Here is a 16,044-nt window from a genome sequence, read left to right on the forward strand (position 1 = left end):
TAAAATTGAACTTTATGTTCTGTATTCATTATTCTATACTAGATTCTCATTAATATCAAGCATAAACTGACAGAAAAATTGTATTAAATTTTGTAAGATATTAAATTAGTTTTAACTATTGACGTTTGGGCTTGTATAGAAATGGAAATTCTTTTATAATATTAACAAAAGCGATTCAGACAGGACATGGCTAATGCCCAAAGGAGGCTGAATAATGGGACGTAACGAAAAGAAATATGGAACGATAGGTTTGATGATTCTAACAGTGATCATCATTTTTTCTGTAGTTGGAATTGTAATTGCAGGCTTTCGTATGATTAAGAAGAATGAGGATGCCAGGCTGATTTCTGCTGCGGATACAGAATATAATAAGGATAAAGAGAAAAGGCAGGAGATAGAAGATCACCTGGAGTCTGATGGTACGCAGGAAGCGAACACAGAAACAGAAACGAAGGGAGAATCCGAAGAGGCAGCTTCAGACTCTGAGACGGATAATAAGGAAGAAGTCTTTAGTGCTGATGAGAATGAAAACGCTTCATCTGATGAAGAAGCAGATGGTGAGACAGAAGACAGGATTTACCTTATTCCAGGGGATGATAAGAGCTCAAACCGATATGAGAAGGCACAGCATTTGTCTTATACGACAACGGTTAAGTATACTATACAGAATCTTTCTGTACTTGATTCCTATGGACTGAAGATTACGAGGAATGAAATCTATGCGCGACACGGAAGAATTTTTAATGATCAGGAGTTACAGGAGTATTTCCAGAGACAGAACTGGTATGTGCCACAGACAGCATCGAATGACTTTGATGATTCTTGCCTGAATGAAGTGGAGAAGTACAATATACAGCTTATCAGTACATATGAACAGCAGGCAGGCGGAAACTAGAGCGTGTTTAAAAAATCATTCCTGCAATCTGCACGCCCCAATTTGCGGTATATTTTGCCTTCATTCAGTTGACGTAGCCCGCTACGCCGCCCTCATTCAGGCGAAATCTCCCACAAATTGTAACGCACATCTTACAGAAAGCATTTTTCAAACACGCTCTAGAGCGTGTTTAAAAACATAATAGTTTGATTTGTAACAAACTTTGAACAAGATTTATAATAAGGATTACATTTGCAAAAAAGTAGCGTTATTTAAGGTTGGATTGGAACTTTTGTACATATCTCATTGTGGAAAATGTATAAAAAACAGTTGAATAATATAGCATAATGCGATATAATACCGATGGAAATAAAATATTCTTCAGGGCAGGGTGTAATTCCCGACCGGCGGTAAGCGTTTTGAAGTTTTAGGAGGAAGCGTAAGCCCGCGAGCGATAGCATGATCCGGTGTGATTCCGGAGCCGACGGTACAGTCCGGATGTAAGAAGAAGAAAGAGACTATGTAAGTATATGAACGATTAAGATAAATTAAAGCCCTGGAATTTATAAACGTAGATTTCAGGGCGTTTTTTATTTCCAAGAAAGTGCTTTTATATAAGCTTATATAATTTCCAGGAAGTATTTTTATATAATGTAAAAAGCATTTTCTTATAGAAAGAGGAATCGCTTATATAGCTGTCTGATATTTAGATGGACGAATTTTTACTGGCTTCTTTCTGATCTGATTTTACTTGCAGGAGGTTTTAGATATGCCAGAAGAGAAGTATATGAGAAGAGCCATAGAGCTGGCGAAAAAAGGAAGCGGTCATGTGAACCCGAATCCATTAGTCGGAGCCGTTATTGTGAAGGATGGAGAGATTATAGGAGAGGGTTATCACGAATGTTACGGACAGCTTCATGCAGAACGTAATGCGATAGCGAATGCCAGGAAGAGAGGCAATAATATTGAGGGAAGTACCATTTATGTAACGTTAGAGCCTTGCTGCCATTACGGAAAGACACCTCCTTGTACAGAAGCAATTATTGAGGAGAAGATTGCAAGAGTTGTCGTTGGTTCTGATGATCCGAATCCGCTGGTATCCGGTAAGGGATTTAAGCTTCTTCGTGAAAAAGGAATCGAAGTTATCCCACATTTCCTCAAGGAAGAATGTGATGCCATGAATCATGTGTTTTTCCATTATATCAGTACAGGAACGCCTTATGTTGCAATGAAGTATGCGATGACTATGGACGGTAAGATTGCCTGCTATACTGGAGATTCCAAGTGGGTAACTGGAGAAGAGTCCAGAGCACATGTCCAGACACTTCGCAATCATTATAAAGGAATTATGGCTGGAATCGGAACAGTTCTTGCTGATGACCCGATGCTCAGCTGTCGTATCGAAGGTGGAAGAGACCCGGTTCGTATTATTGCAGACAGCCATTTGCGGATTCCGATGGATTCTCAGCTTGTACGAACAGCGAAGCAACAGCCTCTTATCGTAGCCTGCCTGCCAGATGCCGATGAGACAAAGGCGGTGCAGCTTGAAGAAAAGGGTGTGGAAGTGTTAAGGATTCCGGGAATTGCGGTGAATGACTTTTCAGGAAGCAGTTCAGATTCAGTTTTAAAATATAAGGACAGACTTTTGGCAGATAATTTAGCAGATAATAATATTAGCAGAGAAGTCGATAGTGATATTATAGAAGAGAAGCAAAAAGAAGTAATTTCTCTGCCAGTTCTCATGAAGGAACTTGGAAGCCGTAAGATTGACGGTATTCTTTTAGAAGGCGGCGGACAGCTTAACGAGAGTGCATTGCAGGCAGGAATCGTACAGAGAGTATATTGCTACATTGCTCCTAAGATTTTTGGAGGTGCACAGGCAAAGACTCCGGTAGAAGGTCAGGGACTTGCGAAAGCTGCCGATGCATGGCATTTTACCAGAATAGGAATGCAGGAATTTGGGCAGGATATTCTTTTAGAATATGAAAGAACAAAAGAAAATTAATAGAAAGGCAGGTTGTATGTTTACAGGAATTATTGAGGAAGTTGGAGAAATCCAGAGCATCAAAAAAGGTGCGAATTCCGCTGTCATTACAATTAAGGCAAATACTGTTTTAGGAGATCTGCATCTTGGTGACAGTGTGGCACTTAACGGTGTCTGTCTCACCGCAACATCCATCGGAAAAAATAATTATTCTGTAGATGTCATGCATGAGACATTAAGGCGAACCAATCTTGGCGAGTTGAAGAGTGGAAGTAAGGTTAATTTAGAGAGAGCGATGGCGGCAAATGGACGCTTTGGCGGACATATTGTGGCAGGTCATGTCGATGGAACCGGAACTATTTCTTCCATGAAAAAGGATGATAATGCTGTATGGATTACGATTGATACATCCGCAGCAATATTAAAATATATCATAAGTAAAGGCTCTATCACTATTGATGGAGTAAGTCTTACCGTAGCAAAGGTAGATAATAAGAGCTTTGCGGTTTCTGTCATTCCACATACGGGACAGAATACGACCCTTCTTGATAAAAAGCCGGGAGATACCGTAAATCTTGAGAATGATATGGTAGGCAAGTATGTTGAGAAGCTTCTTCAGTACGGAAGTATTCCTGCTGAGGAAGAAGAAGGCACGACTGAGAAAACAGGCATTACAATGGATTTTCTCATACAAAATGGATTCTAATTAAGGGAGGACCTAAGATAAATGAGCGACATTAAGTTTAACACAATCGAAGAAGCAATTGCTGATTTTAAAGCAGGCAAAATGGTTATCGCAGTAGATGACGATGATTTAGAGAATGAAGGTTCCCTTCTGGTAGCCGGCGAATTTGCCACACCAGAAGTTATCAACTTTATGGCAACCAATGCCAAAGGTTTGATCACTATGCCAATTTCTGAAGAAGTGGCAAGACAGCTTGGCTTAGAAGCCTTAATCTGGCAGGGTTCTGATGGAGAACCATCTGTATCTACAGTATCTTTTGACAAGGCAGATGCTCCTACTGGAATTTCCGCACAGGATCGTTCTGCAACAGTTATCGCTGCGACAAAAGCAGATGCTAAGCCAGAAGATTTCCGTATGCCAGGTCATATGTTCCCTAAGGTAGCAAGACAGGGAGGCGTGTTAAAGAGAACTGGTTTTACAGAAGCAGCTGTAGATTTAGCAGTAATGGCCGGTCTTCGTCCAGTAGGTCTTTGTTGTGATATCCTCGACGAAGACGGATTCGTAGGCAAGCTTCCAGATCTTGTAGAATTTGCAAAGAAATACGACTTAAAGCTTATCACAATCGCTGATATGATTCAGTACAGAAGAAAGACAGAATGTTTCGTAAGCCGTGAAGCAGAGGCAGATTTCCCAACACATTATGGACATTTCCGTATTTTCGGATACATCAATAAGTTAAATGGTGAGCATCATGTGGCCATCGTAAAAGGTGACGTATCAGACGGTAAGCCAGTATTATGCCGAGTTCATTCTGAATGTCTTACAGGTGATGCATTAGGTTCTCGCCGCTGTGACTGTGGTCAGCAGTACCGCGCAGCCATCCAGATGATTGAAAAAGAGGGCAGGGGCGTTCTTTTATACATGCGTCAGGAAGGTCGTGGAATCGGTCTTATCAATAAGTTAAAAGCATACCAGCTTCAGGATACAGGAATGGATACCGTAGAAGCAAACCTTGCATTAGGATTCCCAGAAGACTTAAGAGATTACGGAATCGGCGCACAGATTCTTGCGGACTTAGGAATCAAAGAACTTCGTCTTATGACAAATAATCCGGCCAAAGTAGTTGGATTATCCGGATACGGCATCGAAATCGTAGAACGTGTTCCAATTATCATCGAGCCAAACTCAGATGACTTATTCTACCTGAAGACAAAACAGGAGAAGATGGGACATTATACAAAATACTAAATAAAGCAGCTTGACCCGATCAGACTTTATAAAGAACAACTTGTTAAATATTTAAAATAAATGGAGGATAAAAAGATGGCTTATCATGTAATCGAAGGAAAAGTAGTAGGTAAAAAAGAGAAAATCGGAATCGTATGTGCACGTTTCAACGAATTTATCGTATCTAAATTATTAGGCGGAGCAGTCGATGGTCTTGTACGTCACGGAATCTCCGAAGAAAATATCGACGTAGCATGGGTACCAGGAGCATTCGAAATTCCATTAATCTGCGAGAAAATGGTTAAAACAGGAAAATACGATGCAGTAATCGCTCTTGGAACAGTAATCAGAGGTTCAACAAGCCACTATGATTATGTATGTAACGAAGTATCTAAAGGTGTTGCACAGGTTGGCTTACAGGCAGGCGTTCCAGTAATGTTCGGAATCCTTACAACAGAAAATATTGAGCAGGCAATCGAGCGTGCAGGAACAAAAGCAGGAAACAAAGGTTATGACTGTGCTGTAAGTGCAATCGAGATGATTAACCTTATTAAGGAAATTGAGAATTAATTATATCTGTTTAACTAGCAGTTGTTCCGTCTGATTTGTTTTTATAGCCTAGAGCATGTTTGAAAAATCATTCCTGCAATCTGCACATCCCAATTTGCGGTATATTTTGCCTTCATTCAGTTGACGTAGCCCGCTACGCCGCCCTCATTCAGGCGAAATCTCCCACAAATTGTAACGCACATCTTTCAGAAAGCATTTTTCAAACACGCTCTAACGGTAGTAAATTAAAATACGGATATAGAGATTTTGAGTGATTAGAAATTTTTCCTTAAAAATAGCTTTTTGAGAAATAATCAGGAATAACTGCAAATATAACAGTTGAACTTTTTTATTTCATGTATTATACTGAAATTCAGGCTTGCAAAAGTCAGAACAAAACAAGTAAAAACGCTTACCAATATTTTTAATATTTCTTTTAAAGAGCTTGAGGACATTAAAGACAGATATAATGAGACATAATATCAGTACAGCATACTTTAAAATGGTTAAGAATGCGTAGGCACGATATACGAACTGGAGGTATATATTATGGCACAGCAGATTACAAAACAGACATTAATTGGCGAAATGCTTCAGATGGATATGGGAATTGCAGCAATCTTAATGGCAGCAGGAATGCACTGTGTAGGATGCCCATCTTCTGCAATGGAAAGCTTAGAAGAAGCTTGCATGGTACACGGAATGGACGCTGATCAGGTATTAAAACGCGTAAATGATTACCTTGCAAATAAGGATAAATAATTCCTGATTTGCCGCAGGCAAGGTAAACGCTCCCAAAGAGAGAAGAAGCCCTATATTTGTGACTCTATCACTGCGGGTTGAATGTTCGCTTAACGGCTCGCATTCAATCCTCGCTCTAAGGCCACAAATATAGGGCTTCTTCTCTCTTTGGGAGCTGTTTTTTGGCTGTTGGAGGTTTATTAGCTGTTAGAAAATTAGTTTATTCAGTTGACGTAGCACATTACACCGTCCTCATTCAGGAAAAATTCTCCACAAATTGTAACATACATCTTACAAAAAGCATTTTTCAAAAACATTCTAAAAAACAAAACTCGGAAAGCAATACTTCCTCGAAAAATCCTCAAATCCCTTTCCTCAGCATTTTCAGCTATACTACAAGATAATACCGTTAAAATGCTGAAAAATCAGCTATAGATTTTTCAGTAACTTAAGCAACCCAAAAACAGAACTCCGAAAGATAAATAAAGCATATTTGTGGCCTGGGAGCAAGGTTTGGATGCGAGCGTTAAAGCGAACATTCAAACCGCCGCGACGAAAGTCACAAATATGCTTTATTTATCTTTCGGAGTTCGTCTATTTATAAGTCATTCCAAACCTAAGCCAATTCCCCCAGCATCTCAACTGCATTCTCCTCCAGTATCGTCTCAAAATGCTCCCTAAAATACGCTGGTGTCGCATAAGAAGCAGAGATTCTCACGCCAAAATCAGCTGCGATATTGCAAGCACGGTGGAAAGTATCATTTTCGCTTTGTGTTTTGCGAAGAATCATATAATAATTATTGGAAAAAGAATCTTTGTACAAAGAACTTTCTCCCTCAAAAAATGGAGCGAGGAAAGCGCCAAGCTGTGCTGCCTGTGAGAAATTCTGGAAAGAATAGTACTGGCAGTCCTGTACAGAAGAACGGTTCTCCTTTTTCTTTCTCATGGCTTCCTTTTTAGCCTGAGCGATTGCCTGGGTAAATGGGGCAATCAGGTCTAATGCATCATCAATAGCAGAACGTTCTTTGGAAGAAGTGGAAGCATCAGAATCAGCATTGTCAAAATCAGAAGAAGGGCTGAATGGAAGAGGTTCATCGTCCATATCTATATCGTCCTCATCGTCGAGGAAATCCATTTCTTCAAAATCGGTATCATCTATGTCAGAAAAATCTTCGTCAAATGAGTCATCCACATTTATTTTAGAGAATCTTGAAAAGCGAGTGTCAAGTTCGTCAGGATCCTCCACTTTAGTAACGACTAAAACAAGGCAGTCATTAGATATTGGAATAGCCTCTATCATAAGTGGAATATTATCTGCTTCGAAACCGAGCTCAATAGATGCCTGCTGCATCATATCACGGAATAATTCTTTTGCTTTTTCAGAACCGTAGGCAAGTTCAGAAAGGTGAAGCTGTCTCTGGCTTAAATCTTCTTTACTTAAAGTGCAGCGTATTTGTGTGTCACTTAATTTCTCTAACTTCATGAAATCACTTCCTTTTTCAAAAAATAATCTGTCAGCGGGTACAAATAAATGAATCTTAATCACAAATCTACTTTTCTTTCATTTTTAGAATGTTTTTAGAATAGCTATTGCCGTGTATAAACAAATGGCAGCTGATTACAAATTATATAGTAGATTATATGTGGGCTGTGTAATAAGACAGCCGTTTATGTGCTGACAGATATCTGTGTGTGTATAGTATAAACATTATTCCCTAAACTGTAAAGTGTTAAAATGTGCCGCAGACAGCGGATTCTTGCACTTTAAGAAAAAGGAAAGAAAATTTTAGAGGAAAATATTGTAAAATAAAAACAAAAATGGTATAGTGTATCTGCGCCAGTATTTTCAGGCGAAGAAGAGACAGTATAATAAGGCGGCAGTAAGATACGAGTATTTTTGATAATGAATATTCACAGGAGGATTGGTATACTATAACTACATTTTTTATGTAATCGGCAGGTATTATAAATTTTAAAAGCAGATTTCGGATGAAGCCTATTCCCAGATAATATTGTGAACCATAGTCATTAGAGCAGGTTTGAAGAATCATTCCTGCAGTATACACACCTCGTGGCAAGAATGCCGGGGCATTCTTGAATTTGCAGAAAGCTTTTTTCAAACATACTCTGGAATAATTATTATAAAAGAATAAATAATACAGAAGAGGAAGGTTTTAATTTAGCAGATATTTGCTTTAGTTTAGGAGATATTTACTGCGGATTAAAAGAAGGAGAATGTAGAAACTGCATGATTCCCATAGCAATTTGAAAGGCAGCTTTTTCTTGTATTGTCTCTTCTGTAATCATGGCAGCTTCTGATGGATTGGAAAGAAAGCAGACTTCTGCGATAACAGTTGGAGTATTATTATCACGAAGGAGGTAATAGTCAGTGTTTGCTTTAATTTTGCGATGGTTTTGGATGCCGGTAAGGTTTTGCATCTGTGCCTGAATAAGAGAAGCCAGACGCTTGCTGTCAGGGTTTTGCGGATGATAGAATACCTGAGCTCCATGTGAGGAAGTATCAGGAAAGCTGTTTTGGTGTATACTTACTGCACAGTTTATTTGGCTTTCTTTGATAAGTGCTTTTCGTTTTTTTAAGTCGCTGGCTTTTTTATTAGAGGCATTCGAATCTGCTAAGCTGCAATCACTATTTCGGGTCAGGATAACTTTTACACCATTTTGTTCAAGAACTGATTGACATTTTAAAGTGATGGCAAGGTTAATATCTTTTTCTTTTACACCGGAAGAACTGACCTTACCGGGATCATTTCCTCCGTGCCCGGCATCAAGAAGGACACAGAAGTTTTCTGCTGACTGGAACGTAGCGTAGGAAAGTGCCGCATGGCCGATAAAGAATGCCCCAGCACAGAAGCATAGTAAGAATACGGACAGAATGATGGGATGAGAGAGTAATTTCATAATGTTCATCCTTAATTTATCGTTTCTTTATTATGTATATGAAAGAGGTAAAAGCATCATAACCGATAAAAAGTGTCAAAATGCTGAAAAATGCCGATAAAAATGAGCCTATTTTTGACTTTATAGCCAAAACGTGATATGATGCAAGGGTCAATTAATCTGTTTTTTAGAAATTGACTTTATACATATTAAGTATGGGGACGCGGCCAGTCAGGCAGCGTTCGATTAATATATAAATATAATTACCAGAGGTGAACATTAGTGGAGACAGAATTATTAAATATAGAGAAAGTATCGCCAGAGGAAAAAGCAGCAGCACTGAAAAAAGCTGGAGAGATTATCCGGGAAGGAGGCTTGGTTGCCTTTCCGACAGAGACAGTCTATGGCTTAGGAGCAGATGCATTGAATGCGGAAGCGTCTGCGAAGATTTATGCGGCGAAGGGGAGACCGTCCGATAATCCTTTGATCGTTCATATTCATGATGTTGATCAGGTGTATGAGATTGCGTCAGAGGTACCGGAAGCGGCGAAGAAGGTCATGGAGAAGTTCTGGCCAGGTCCATTAACAGTTATTTTAAATAAAAAGAGCTGTGTTCCAGATGGAACAACGGGAGGGCTTAAGACTGTTGCGATTCGTATGCCATCCCATCCGCTTGCTCGTGATTTTATCCGGGAGAGTGGCCGAATGATTGCAGCACCGAGTGCGAATACTTCGGGAAGGCCAAGTCCAACATTGGCATCTCATGTGTATGAAGATATGCAGGGAAGAATTCCATTGATTCTTGATGGAGGGGCTGTTGGAATCGGAATTGAGTCCACGATTATTGATATGAGTACAGATACCCCGACTATTTTAAGACCGGGATATATTACAAAAGATATGTTAGAAGAAGTGCTGCCTAAAGTGAATATTGATCCGGCAGTTACCGGACGTACTATGAAGAAGAATGTGGTAGCGAAAGCGCCGGGAATGAAGTACCGTCATTATGCGCCAAAGGGACAGCTTACATTGGTAGAAGGCGATAGGGATAAGGTGATTGCCCGGATTAATGAACTTGTTAAGGAGAAAGAAGAAGAAGGACATAAGGTAGGAGTTATTGGAACAGATGAGACATTAGATTCCTATCATGCAGATATTTTAAGAAGTATAGGAAGTCGGCAGAAACCAGAAACTGTTGCGGCGAATCTTTACCGTATTCTTCGGGAATTTGACGATTTAGAATGTGATTATATGTATTCAGAGAGTTTTTTTGAGCAAGGTTTGGGGAATGCTATCATGAACCGTATGCTAAAGGCAGCCGGATATCATCTGATTACGCTATAGGAGGGATCAGTTTGGATTATCGTAAGATTATTATTGTGGGAGAGAACAATATTGGCCGGAGCTTTATGGCAGAATGTATTTTACGGGGTATATTACAGAAGAGAAACTGCCAGAATATAGAGGTAGTTTCCAGAGGACTGGTTGTACTTTTTTCAGAACCTGTTGCTCCGGGAGCAGCAAAGATTTTAAGGGAAAAAGGCTATAGGATAGAAGATTTTCGTTCTTCCCAGCTCACAGACGAGGATCTTGCATCAGCAGATTTAGTGCTGGCTATTACAAAAGGACTCGCAGAGGAGATAAAGGAATCATTTGACGAGGCAACAAGCTGTATGTCAATTGGGACATTTATAGATACAACAGAAACAGAAGAGAGAATACCGGAAGTGACGGAGGAGAATCAGGAGACCTATCAGACCTGCTTTGATATATTGGAGCCTTTGATGGAAGCCGTTGCAGACCGGATTATCGGAGAACTTCTGGTATGATTCGAAAGAAGAAAGACTATAGTTTTTTGAGGATGCTTGCATTGATTACCCAATTGGGAATCAGCATGTTGACCTGTATTTTTCTTTGTATGATTGCCGGGAAGTTTTTAGCTGAAAGGCTTCATGCAGATTGGATTTTTCTGGTATTTCTTATATTGGGAATACTGGCAGGATTTCGTTCCTGTTATACGATAATTTTGCGTTTTATAAAATAGATTGTTTTATACTTAATAATATAATGTGTATAATATTTTGGAGCTGATTTGTGATACAGTGAAGAAAGGGGAATCAGATAAAGGTGAACTGGAGAAGATGGATAAATAAAGATAATGAAACTTTATTTGATTTAATTTTCGGATGTATTGTGTACAGTATTGTTTTTGAAGCGATAGGGCTTCTTGTCGTGGAGAATAAAGAAAGCTACAGTCTGGGGCTGTTACTTGGGACAGCTGTAGCGATAGGACTTAGCGTGAGTATGTACAAGAGTCTGAACAATTGTCTTGTGATGACGGAACATCAGGCGAGGAGGAACATGGTATTTAGCACGCTTTTAAGGGCAGTGGTTATATTATTGGCTGCATGGATTGGAATGCGTTCAGGATATTTTAGTTTTCCGGGAATAATTATTGGAATTCTGGGACTGAAAATATCTGCATATTTTCATGCATATACTAATGTATATATAACAAAGAAATTATATAAGAAAGGAAGGTAAAGGTATGGGAAGCAGCGATGTGGATTTTTTTATCCATAGTTATTATGAATTTAAGCTGTTTGGGGTTACCCTCTCTATCAATACTACGATGGTCACGACAGTAATTGTTTGTCTGATATTATTGGCTTTGATATTATTTGCCAGACATGAGATCATGAAAGATTATGACGAACCGAATGTTGTGCAGAATGTAGTAGAGATGATAGTGGAGAAGATGGATGCCATGGTTGTGAGCAACATGGGTATTCACGCAAAGAAGTACCTGAATTATGTAGAGGCGCTGATGGCGTTTATCTTTTTATCCAATATTTCAGGACTTTTCGGATTACGGCCGCCAACGGCAGATTTTGGAACCACATTCGGTCTGGCACTGATTACATTTGTGATGATTGAGTATGCTTGGATAAAGACAAAGGGATTTGGAATCATAAAAGATTTATTAGATCCGTTTCCAGTCTTTCTCCCGATTAACATCATCAGTGAGTTTGCCACTCCGGTCTCCATGTCACTGCGTTTGTTTGGTAATGTAACAGCAGGAACGATTATGCTCGGCCTGTGGTACGCATTGATGCCGTGGTTTACAAAGATTGGAATACCGGCATTTCTACATGCATATTTCGATTTCTTTTCTGGAGCAATCCAGACATATGTATTTGGAATGTTAACAATGGTATTCATATCAAACCGTTATGATTAGGAGAGACTGTAACGGTTTGTTTACAGGTTTTCTGACAAAAGAAAGAGAATGTATTTAAGGAGGAGTTTATTATGACAGGAATTACAAACGAAGGTTTAGTTTTAGCTTGTTCCGCAATTGGTGCAGGTCTTGCGGTTATCGCAGGTATCGGACCTGGTGTTGGTCAGGGTATTGCAGCCGGTTATGGTGCTTCTGCAGTAGGACGTAATCCGGGAGCAAAGGGTGATGTTATGTCTACCATGCTTTTAGGACAGGCCGTAGCAGAGACAACAGGTCTTTACGGATTGGTTATCGCACTGATCCTTCTGTATGCTAACCCATTAATCGGAAAGCTGTAAGATGAGTCCTCGAGAATTCGAAAGGAGGCCATAAAGTGTTATTAGAGGCACTAAAGTATGATAACAGAATATTTGGCCTGGACCCACAGCTTGTATTTCAGGTAGCATTTCAGATGCTCGCCATCTTTATTTTATTTTTAGCTGCAAGTTATCTGCTTCTTGATCCGGTAAGAAAGATTTTGAATGACCGTAAAGAGCGGGTAATGAAGGAGCAAAAAGAGGCGAAGGAGAGTCGGGAACAGGCAATTCGTTTTAAGGATGAGTATGATACGAAGCTGAAACGGATTGATAAAGAGGCGGAACAGATTTTAAGTGATGCCAGAAAGAAGGCCATGCAGCGGGAGAATGAGATTATCGCAGACGCACGAGCGGAGGCAGCCCGTATCATGGAGAATGCAAAGAGTGAGGCAGAGCTTGAGAAGAAGCGTGTTAAAGATGAAGTAAAACAGGAGATTATTTCTGTTGCCGCGCTTATGTCAGAGAAGATTATTGCCGCATCTGTTGATGAGCAGACACAGAATGCTCTGTTTGAGCAGACATTAAAAGAGATGGGAGATAAAACATGGCTAAACGAGTAAGCAGTATTTACGGCAATGCTTTGTTTGAGCTGGCAGTCGAGGAGAAGAAGATGGATGCCCTTTTATCAGAGGTGCAGACATTGCAGCAGATTCTTCTTGAGAATGCGGACTTACTCTCTCTTTTAAATCATCCGGAAGTAAGCAAGATAGAGAAGTTAGACTTGCTGAAGAATATATTTTCCGGACGGGCATCGGATGAGGTGCTGGGATTTCTCAGCATTATTGTGGAGAAGGACAGACAGAAAGACATTCCAAAGATTTTTGAATTTTTCGTAGACAAGGCGAAGGAATATAAGGGAATTGGTAAGGTAAAGGTTGTTTCTGCCACAGAACTTTCTGCCCGCCAGAAGGAAAAACTTACAAAGCGTCTTTTAGAGACGACGAAATACACTTCCTTTGAAGTAGATTATCAGATAAACCCGGCATTGCTTGGAGGTCTGATCATCCGAATAGAAGACAGAGTGTTAGACAGCAGTCTTAAAACGCAGATTGAGAAGCTCAGCAAGGGATTATCAAAGTTGAGTTTGGAGAAAGAAGGTGTAGTTGGGGTTGGTTAATTTAAGACCGGAAGAAATCAGTTCCGTAATCAAGGAACAGATTAAGAATTATACGGCGAAGCTGGAAACCACCGATGTTGGTACTGTTATTCAGGTGGCGGATGGTATTGCGCGTATTCATGGTCTGGAGAATGCAATGCAGGGTGAACTTCTGGAATTCCCGGGAGAAGTATACGGCATGGTCATGAACTTAGAGGAAGACAACGTTGGTGTTGTACTTTTAGGTGATTCCCGTGCAGTTAACGAGGGAGACGTGGTAAAGACTACTGGAAGAGTAGTAGAAGTTCCTGTTGGAGATGCACTTACCGGCCGTGTTGTGAACGCATTAGGACAGCCGATTGACGAAAAAGGACCAATTGATACAGATAAATATCGTCCTGTAGAGAGAGTTGCCTACGGTGTTATTGACCGTCAGGCAGTAGATACTCCGGTACAGACCGGAATTAAGGCGATTGACTCCATGGTTCCAATTGGACGTGGACAGCGTGAGTTGATCATTGGTGACCGTCAGACAGGTAAGACGGCCATTGCCGTTGACACGATTATCAACCAGAAGGGTCAGAATATGCACTGTATTTATGTAGCCATCGGACAGAAGGCTTCTACAGTTGCAGGTATTGTAAAGACATTAAAAGAACATGATGCGATGGAATACACAACCGTTGTCGCTTCCACTGCCAGCGAGTTAGCACCATTACAATATATCGCACCATATGCAGGATGTGCAATCGGTGAAGAGTGGATGGAGCGTGGAGAGGATGTACTTATCATTTATGATGATTTAAGTAAGCATGCTACGTCATACCGTACCCTGTCCTTACTTCTTAGAAGACCACCAGGACGTGAGGCATATCCTGGAGACGTATTCTATCTTCATTCAAGATTATTAGAGAGAGCGTCAAGACTTTCTAAGGAACTTGGCGGTGGTTCACTTACAGCGATTCCGATTATCGAGACACAGGCAGGCGATGTTTCTGCTTATATCCCGACAAACGTTATCTCCATCACAGACGGACAGATTTATCTGGAAACGGAGATGTTCCACGCAGGTTTCCGTCCAGCGATTAATGCGGGTCTTTCCGTATCCCGAGTAGGTGGAGCGGCACAGATTAAGGCGATGAAGAAGATTGCAGGTCCAATTCGTACAGAACTTGCTCAGTATCGTGAACTTGCGTCCTTTGCCCAGTTTGGTTCCGAACTTGATGATGATACAAGAGAACGTCTTGCACAGGGTGAGCGTATTAAAGAAGTATTAAAACAGCCACAGTATCAGCCTCTTGCTGTAGAGAAACAGATTGTTATCATTTATGCGGTAACGAGAAAGTATCTTCTTGATGTACCAGTAGAGCGTATTGCAGAGTTTGAGAAGGGACTTTATGAATTTGTAGAGACAAAGTATCCAGAGATTTATAAGGCAATCCGTGAAACAGGAGAAATCAACAGTGAGACAGATGTGTTAATTCAGAAGGCCATTACAGAATTTAAGAATCAATTTTAAGGATGGTGATTGAATATGGCATCAATGCGAGATATTAAGAGGCGGAAAGAAAGTATTCAGAGTACGCAGCAGATTACCAAAGCAATGAAGCTCGTATCCACTGTTAAGCTTCAGAAAGCCAGAACCAGAGCGGAGAGTGCAAAGCCGTATTTCCAGAAAATGTACGATACGGTGCAGTCGATTCTCTCAAAATCAGGCAATATCGAACATCCTTACCTGACATTTAACGGCTCAGAAAAAAAAGCCGTAATCGTTGTAACCTCAAACCGTGGACTTGCAGGCGGCTATAACAATAACATTGTAAAGCTTGTCGCAGACAGCGGACTTCCAAAAGAGAGTGTAGAGATTTACGGAATCGGTAAAAAGGGTATCGAATCCTTTGAGCGAAGAGGATACTATATCGCATCCGATGATTCCGATATTATCAATGAACCCCTCTTTTCTGATGCAGTAGAGATTGGACGTAAAGTTCTTGATGCTTATGCAGCGGGAGAGATAGGCGAGATTTATCTGGCGTATACCGGATTTAAAAATACGGTAGTGCACACACCAGAATTTATCAAACTCCTCCCTGTGGAAGTGAAGGCAGAGGAAGAAAGCGAGAAAAAGAGCCAGGCACCGATGAACTATGAGCCGGAAGCAGAGGAATCTCTCGATTTGCTGATTCCAAAGTATATAAATAGTATTATATATGGGGCATTTATTGAGGCAGTAGCAAGTGAGAACGGAGCCAGAATGCAGGCGATGGATGCTGCTACAAGCAATGCGGAGGAGATGATTTCCACTCTGTCCCTCGCTTATAATAGAGCAAGACAGGGTGCAATCACGCAGGAATTAACCGAGATTATTTCAGGTGCGGAAGCTCTGAATTAAC

At 40.5% G+C, this 16,044-nt stretch carries 21 protein-coding genes, 2 pseudogenes and 1 riboswitch; of the genes and pseudogenes, 19 read left to right on the forward strand and 4 right to left on the reverse strand.

Going from position 1 to position 16,044, the window contains the following annotated elements; all coding sequences use genetic code 11:
• Positions 1–214 precede the first annotated feature (214 nt).
• From EUBHAL_RS10850 to ribH, 6 genes are all read left to right on the forward strand, one after another.
• A complete protein-coding gene (locus EUBHAL_RS10850; protein ID WP_005349350.1) occupies positions 215–895 on the forward strand; it encodes a YARHG domain-containing protein in 681 nt (226 codons plus the stop codon).
• Positions 870–1,076, forward strand: a complete 207-nt coding sequence (locus tag EUBHAL_RS16935) for a DUF6783 domain-containing protein (RefSeq protein WP_081452297.1) — start codon at positions 870–872, stop codon at positions 1,074–1,076. Before EUBHAL_RS10850 ends, EUBHAL_RS16935 begins: the two co-directional genes overlap by 26 nt.
• Before the next feature lie 171 nt (positions 1,077–1,247).
• Positions 1,248–1,388: riboswitch (FMN riboswitch) on the forward strand.
• A 255-nt stretch (positions 1,389–1,643) separates the two neighbouring features.
• The gene (gene ribD / locus EUBHAL_RS10855; RefSeq protein WP_005349353.1) at positions 1,644–2,879 is read left to right on the forward strand and encodes a bifunctional diaminohydroxyphosphoribosylaminopyrimidine deaminase/5-amino-6-(5-phosphoribosylamino)uracil reductase RibD; all 1,236 of its coding nucleotides are present in this window, start codon (positions 1,644–1,646) and stop codon (positions 2,877–2,879) included.
• Positions 2,880–2,895: 16 nt separating this feature from the next.
• Positions 2,896–3,564, forward strand: a complete 669-nt coding sequence (ribE, locus tag EUBHAL_RS10860; protein WP_044923137.1) for a riboflavin synthase — start codon at positions 2,896–2,898, stop codon at positions 3,562–3,564.
• 21 nt (positions 3,565–3,585) lie between these two features.
• On the forward strand, positions 3,586–4,791 hold the full coding sequence (locus EUBHAL_RS10865; protein WP_005349356.1) for a bifunctional 3,4-dihydroxy-2-butanone-4-phosphate synthase/GTP cyclohydrolase II: 1,206 nt from the start codon (positions 3,586–3,588) through the stop codon (positions 4,789–4,791).
• A 75-nt stretch (positions 4,792–4,866) separates the two neighbouring features.
• Positions 4,867–5,340, forward strand: a complete 474-nt coding sequence (ribH, locus tag EUBHAL_RS10870; RefSeq protein WP_022170043.1) for a 6,7-dimethyl-8-ribityllumazine synthase — start codon at positions 4,867–4,869, stop codon at positions 5,338–5,340.
• Between the two features lie 41 nt (positions 5,341–5,381).
• Here the strand turns inward: ribH and EUBHAL_RS17290 are convergent, their stop codons facing one another.
• Positions 5,382–5,456: a DUF6783 domain-containing protein gene (locus tag EUBHAL_RS17290; RefSeq protein ID WP_334294534.1), complete on the reverse strand. Its 75-nt coding sequence runs from the start codon at positions 5,454–5,456 to the stop codon at positions 5,382–5,384.
• Between EUBHAL_RS17290 and EUBHAL_RS17295 the strand changes: the two are divergent.
• Together EUBHAL_RS17295 and EUBHAL_RS10875 are read left to right on the forward strand one after the other, a co-directional pair.
• A pseudogene (locus EUBHAL_RS17295) lies at positions 5,442–5,501 on the forward strand (DUF6783 domain-containing protein); the annotation flags it as partial. The gene EUBHAL_RS17290 and the pseudogene EUBHAL_RS17295 overlap by 15 nt on opposite strands.
• Before the next feature lie 367 nt (positions 5,502–5,868).
• The gene (locus EUBHAL_RS10875) at positions 5,869–6,081 is read left to right on the forward strand and encodes a DUF1858 domain-containing protein (protein WP_005349368.1); all 213 of its coding nucleotides are present in this window, start codon (positions 5,869–5,871) and stop codon (positions 6,079–6,081) included.
• Between the two features lie 203 nt (positions 6,082–6,284).
• Here the strand turns inward: EUBHAL_RS10875 and EUBHAL_RS17300 are convergent, their stop codons facing one another.
• Positions 6,285–6,377 carry a DUF6783 domain-containing protein gene (locus EUBHAL_RS17300; RefSeq protein WP_370780841.1) on the reverse strand — a complete coding sequence of 31 codons (93 nt, stop codon included), beginning with the start codon at positions 6,375–6,377 and terminating at the stop codon, positions 6,285–6,287.
• Between EUBHAL_RS17300 and EUBHAL_RS16950 the strand changes: the two are divergent.
• Positions 6,339–6,464: pseudogene (locus EUBHAL_RS16950) on the forward strand (hypothetical protein); the annotation flags it as partial. The gene EUBHAL_RS17300 and the pseudogene EUBHAL_RS16950 overlap by 39 nt on opposite strands.
• 212 nt (positions 6,465–6,676) lie before the next feature.
• Here EUBHAL_RS16950 and EUBHAL_RS10880 read toward each other — a convergent pair.
• Both EUBHAL_RS10880 and EUBHAL_RS10885 read right to left on the reverse strand, forming a co-directional pair.
• Positions 6,677–7,543: an adaptor protein MecA gene (locus tag EUBHAL_RS10880; protein WP_022170044.1), complete on the reverse strand. Its 867-nt coding sequence runs from the start codon at positions 7,541–7,543 to the stop codon at positions 6,677–6,679.
• 728 nt (positions 7,544–8,271) lie between these two features.
• Positions 8,272–8,979, reverse strand: a complete 708-nt coding sequence (locus tag EUBHAL_RS10885; protein WP_022170045.1) for an N-acetylmuramoyl-L-alanine amidase — start codon at positions 8,977–8,979, stop codon at positions 8,272–8,274.
• A gap of 261 nt (positions 8,980–9,240) precedes the next feature.
• On the opposite strand from EUBHAL_RS10885, the gene EUBHAL_RS10890 reads away from it, so the two are divergent.
• The 10 genes from EUBHAL_RS10890 (at position 9,241) to atpG (ending at position 16,043) form a co-directional block, all read left to right on the forward strand.
• On the forward strand, positions 9,241–10,302 hold the full coding sequence (locus EUBHAL_RS10890; protein WP_005349373.1) for an L-threonylcarbamoyladenylate synthase: 1,062 nt from the start codon (positions 9,241–9,243) through the stop codon (positions 10,300–10,302).
• Between the two features lie 11 nt (positions 10,303–10,313).
• Complete coding sequence (locus EUBHAL_RS14930) at positions 10,314–10,787, forward strand: arsenate-mycothiol transferase ArsC (protein WP_022170046.1); 474 nt, start codon at positions 10,314–10,316, stop codon at positions 10,785–10,787.
• Positions 10,784–11,002: an AtpZ/AtpI family protein gene (locus EUBHAL_RS10900; RefSeq protein ID WP_005349377.1), complete on the forward strand. Its 219-nt coding sequence runs from the start codon at positions 10,784–10,786 to the stop codon at positions 11,000–11,002. Before EUBHAL_RS14930 ends, EUBHAL_RS10900 begins: the two co-directional genes overlap by 4 nt.
• An 83-nt stretch (positions 11,003–11,085) precedes the next feature.
• On the forward strand, positions 11,086–11,502 hold the full coding sequence (locus EUBHAL_RS10905) for an ATP synthase subunit I (RefSeq protein WP_005349379.1): 417 nt from the start codon (positions 11,086–11,088) through the stop codon (positions 11,500–11,502).
• A gap of 4 nt (positions 11,503–11,506) precedes the next feature.
• Positions 11,507–12,199: a F0F1 ATP synthase subunit A gene (gene atpB / locus EUBHAL_RS10910; RefSeq protein WP_005349382.1), complete on the forward strand. Its 693-nt coding sequence runs from the start codon at positions 11,507–11,509 to the stop codon at positions 12,197–12,199.
• Between the two features lie 71 nt (positions 12,200–12,270).
• The gene (gene atpE / locus EUBHAL_RS10915) at positions 12,271–12,537 is read left to right on the forward strand and encodes an ATP synthase F0 subunit C (protein WP_005349386.1); all 267 of its coding nucleotides are present in this window, start codon (positions 12,271–12,273) and stop codon (positions 12,535–12,537) included.
• 35 nt (positions 12,538–12,572) lie between these two features.
• On the forward strand, positions 12,573–13,115 hold the full coding sequence (gene atpF / locus EUBHAL_RS10920; protein ID WP_005349387.1) for a F0F1 ATP synthase subunit B: 543 nt from the start codon (positions 12,573–12,575) through the stop codon (positions 13,113–13,115).
• Positions 13,100–13,672, forward strand: a complete 573-nt coding sequence (gene atpH / locus EUBHAL_RS10925; RefSeq protein ID WP_005349390.1) for an ATP synthase F1 subunit delta — start codon at positions 13,100–13,102, stop codon at positions 13,670–13,672. The genes atpF and atpH overlap by 16 nt, the downstream gene beginning before the upstream one ends.
• Positions 13,665–15,170 (forward strand): F0F1 ATP synthase subunit alpha, encoded by a 1,506-nt coding sequence (gene atpA, locus EUBHAL_RS10930; protein WP_005349394.1) that lies wholly within the window; start codon positions 13,665–13,667, stop codon positions 15,168–15,170. Before atpH ends, atpA begins: the two co-directional genes overlap by 8 nt.
• 15 nt (positions 15,171–15,185) lie before the next feature.
• Positions 15,186–16,043 (forward strand): ATP synthase F1 subunit gamma, encoded by an 858-nt coding sequence (atpG, locus tag EUBHAL_RS10935; protein WP_005349397.1) that lies wholly within the window; start codon positions 15,186–15,188, stop codon positions 16,041–16,043.
• Position 16,044: the final 1 nt, after the last annotated feature.

Source organism: Anaerobutyricum hallii DSM 3353, assembly GCF_000173975.1.
GTDB lineage: Bacteria > Bacillota > Clostridia > Lachnospirales > Lachnospiraceae > Anaerobutyricum > Anaerobutyricum hallii.

Excerpts from the sequence above, each read along its gene's own strand:
- EUBHAL_RS10865 (WP_005349356.1), top strand. The coding sequence starts at position 3,586 with ATGAGCGACATTAAGTTTAACACAATCGAAGAAGCAATTGCTGATTTT.
- ribH (WP_022170043.1), top strand. The coding sequence starts at position 4,867 with ATGGCTTATCATGTAATCGAAGGAAAAGTAGTAGGTAAAAAAGAGAAA.
- ribD (WP_005349353.1), top strand. The coding sequence starts at position 1,644 with ATGCCAGAAGAGAAGTATATGAGAAGAGCCATAGAGCTGGCGAAAAAA.
- atpB (WP_005349382.1), top strand. The coding sequence starts at position 11,507 with ATGGGAAGCAGCGATGTGGATTTTTTTATCCATAGTTATTATGAATTT.
- EUBHAL_RS10885 (WP_022170045.1), bottom strand. The coding sequence starts at position 8,979 with ATGAAATTACTCTCTCATCCCATCATTCTGTCCGTATTCTTACTATGC.
- EUBHAL_RS10850 (WP_005349350.1), top strand. The coding sequence starts at position 215 with ATGGGACGTAACGAAAAGAAATATGGAACGATAGGTTTGATGATTCTA.
- ribE (WP_044923137.1), top strand. The coding sequence starts at position 2,896 with ATGTTTACAGGAATTATTGAGGAAGTTGGAGAAATCCAGAGCATCAAA.
- EUBHAL_RS17300 (WP_370780841.1), bottom strand. The coding sequence starts at position 6,377 with ATGTTTTTGAAAAATGCTTTTTGTAAGATGTATGTTACAATTTGTGGA.
- atpG (WP_005349397.1), top strand. The coding sequence starts at position 15,186 with ATGGCATCAATGCGAGATATTAAGAGGCGGAAAGAAAGTATTCAGAGT.
- atpE (WP_005349386.1), top strand. The coding sequence starts at position 12,271 with ATGACAGGAATTACAAACGAAGGTTTAGTTTTAGCTTGTTCCGCAATT.
- atpH (WP_005349390.1), top strand. The coding sequence starts at position 13,100 with ATGGCTAAACGAGTAAGCAGTATTTACGGCAATGCTTTGTTTGAGCTG.
- EUBHAL_RS10900 (WP_005349377.1), top strand. The coding sequence starts at position 10,784 with ATGATTCGAAAGAAGAAAGACTATAGTTTTTTGAGGATGCTTGCATTG.
- EUBHAL_RS16935 (WP_081452297.1), top strand. The coding sequence starts at position 870 with ATGAACAGCAGGCAGGCGGAAACTAGAGCGTGTTTAAAAAATCATTCC.
- EUBHAL_RS10880 (WP_022170044.1), bottom strand. The coding sequence starts at position 7,543 with ATGAAGTTAGAGAAATTAAGTGACACACAAATACGCTGCACTTTAAGT.
- EUBHAL_RS10875 (WP_005349368.1), top strand. The coding sequence starts at position 5,869 with ATGGCACAGCAGATTACAAAACAGACATTAATTGGCGAAATGCTTCAG.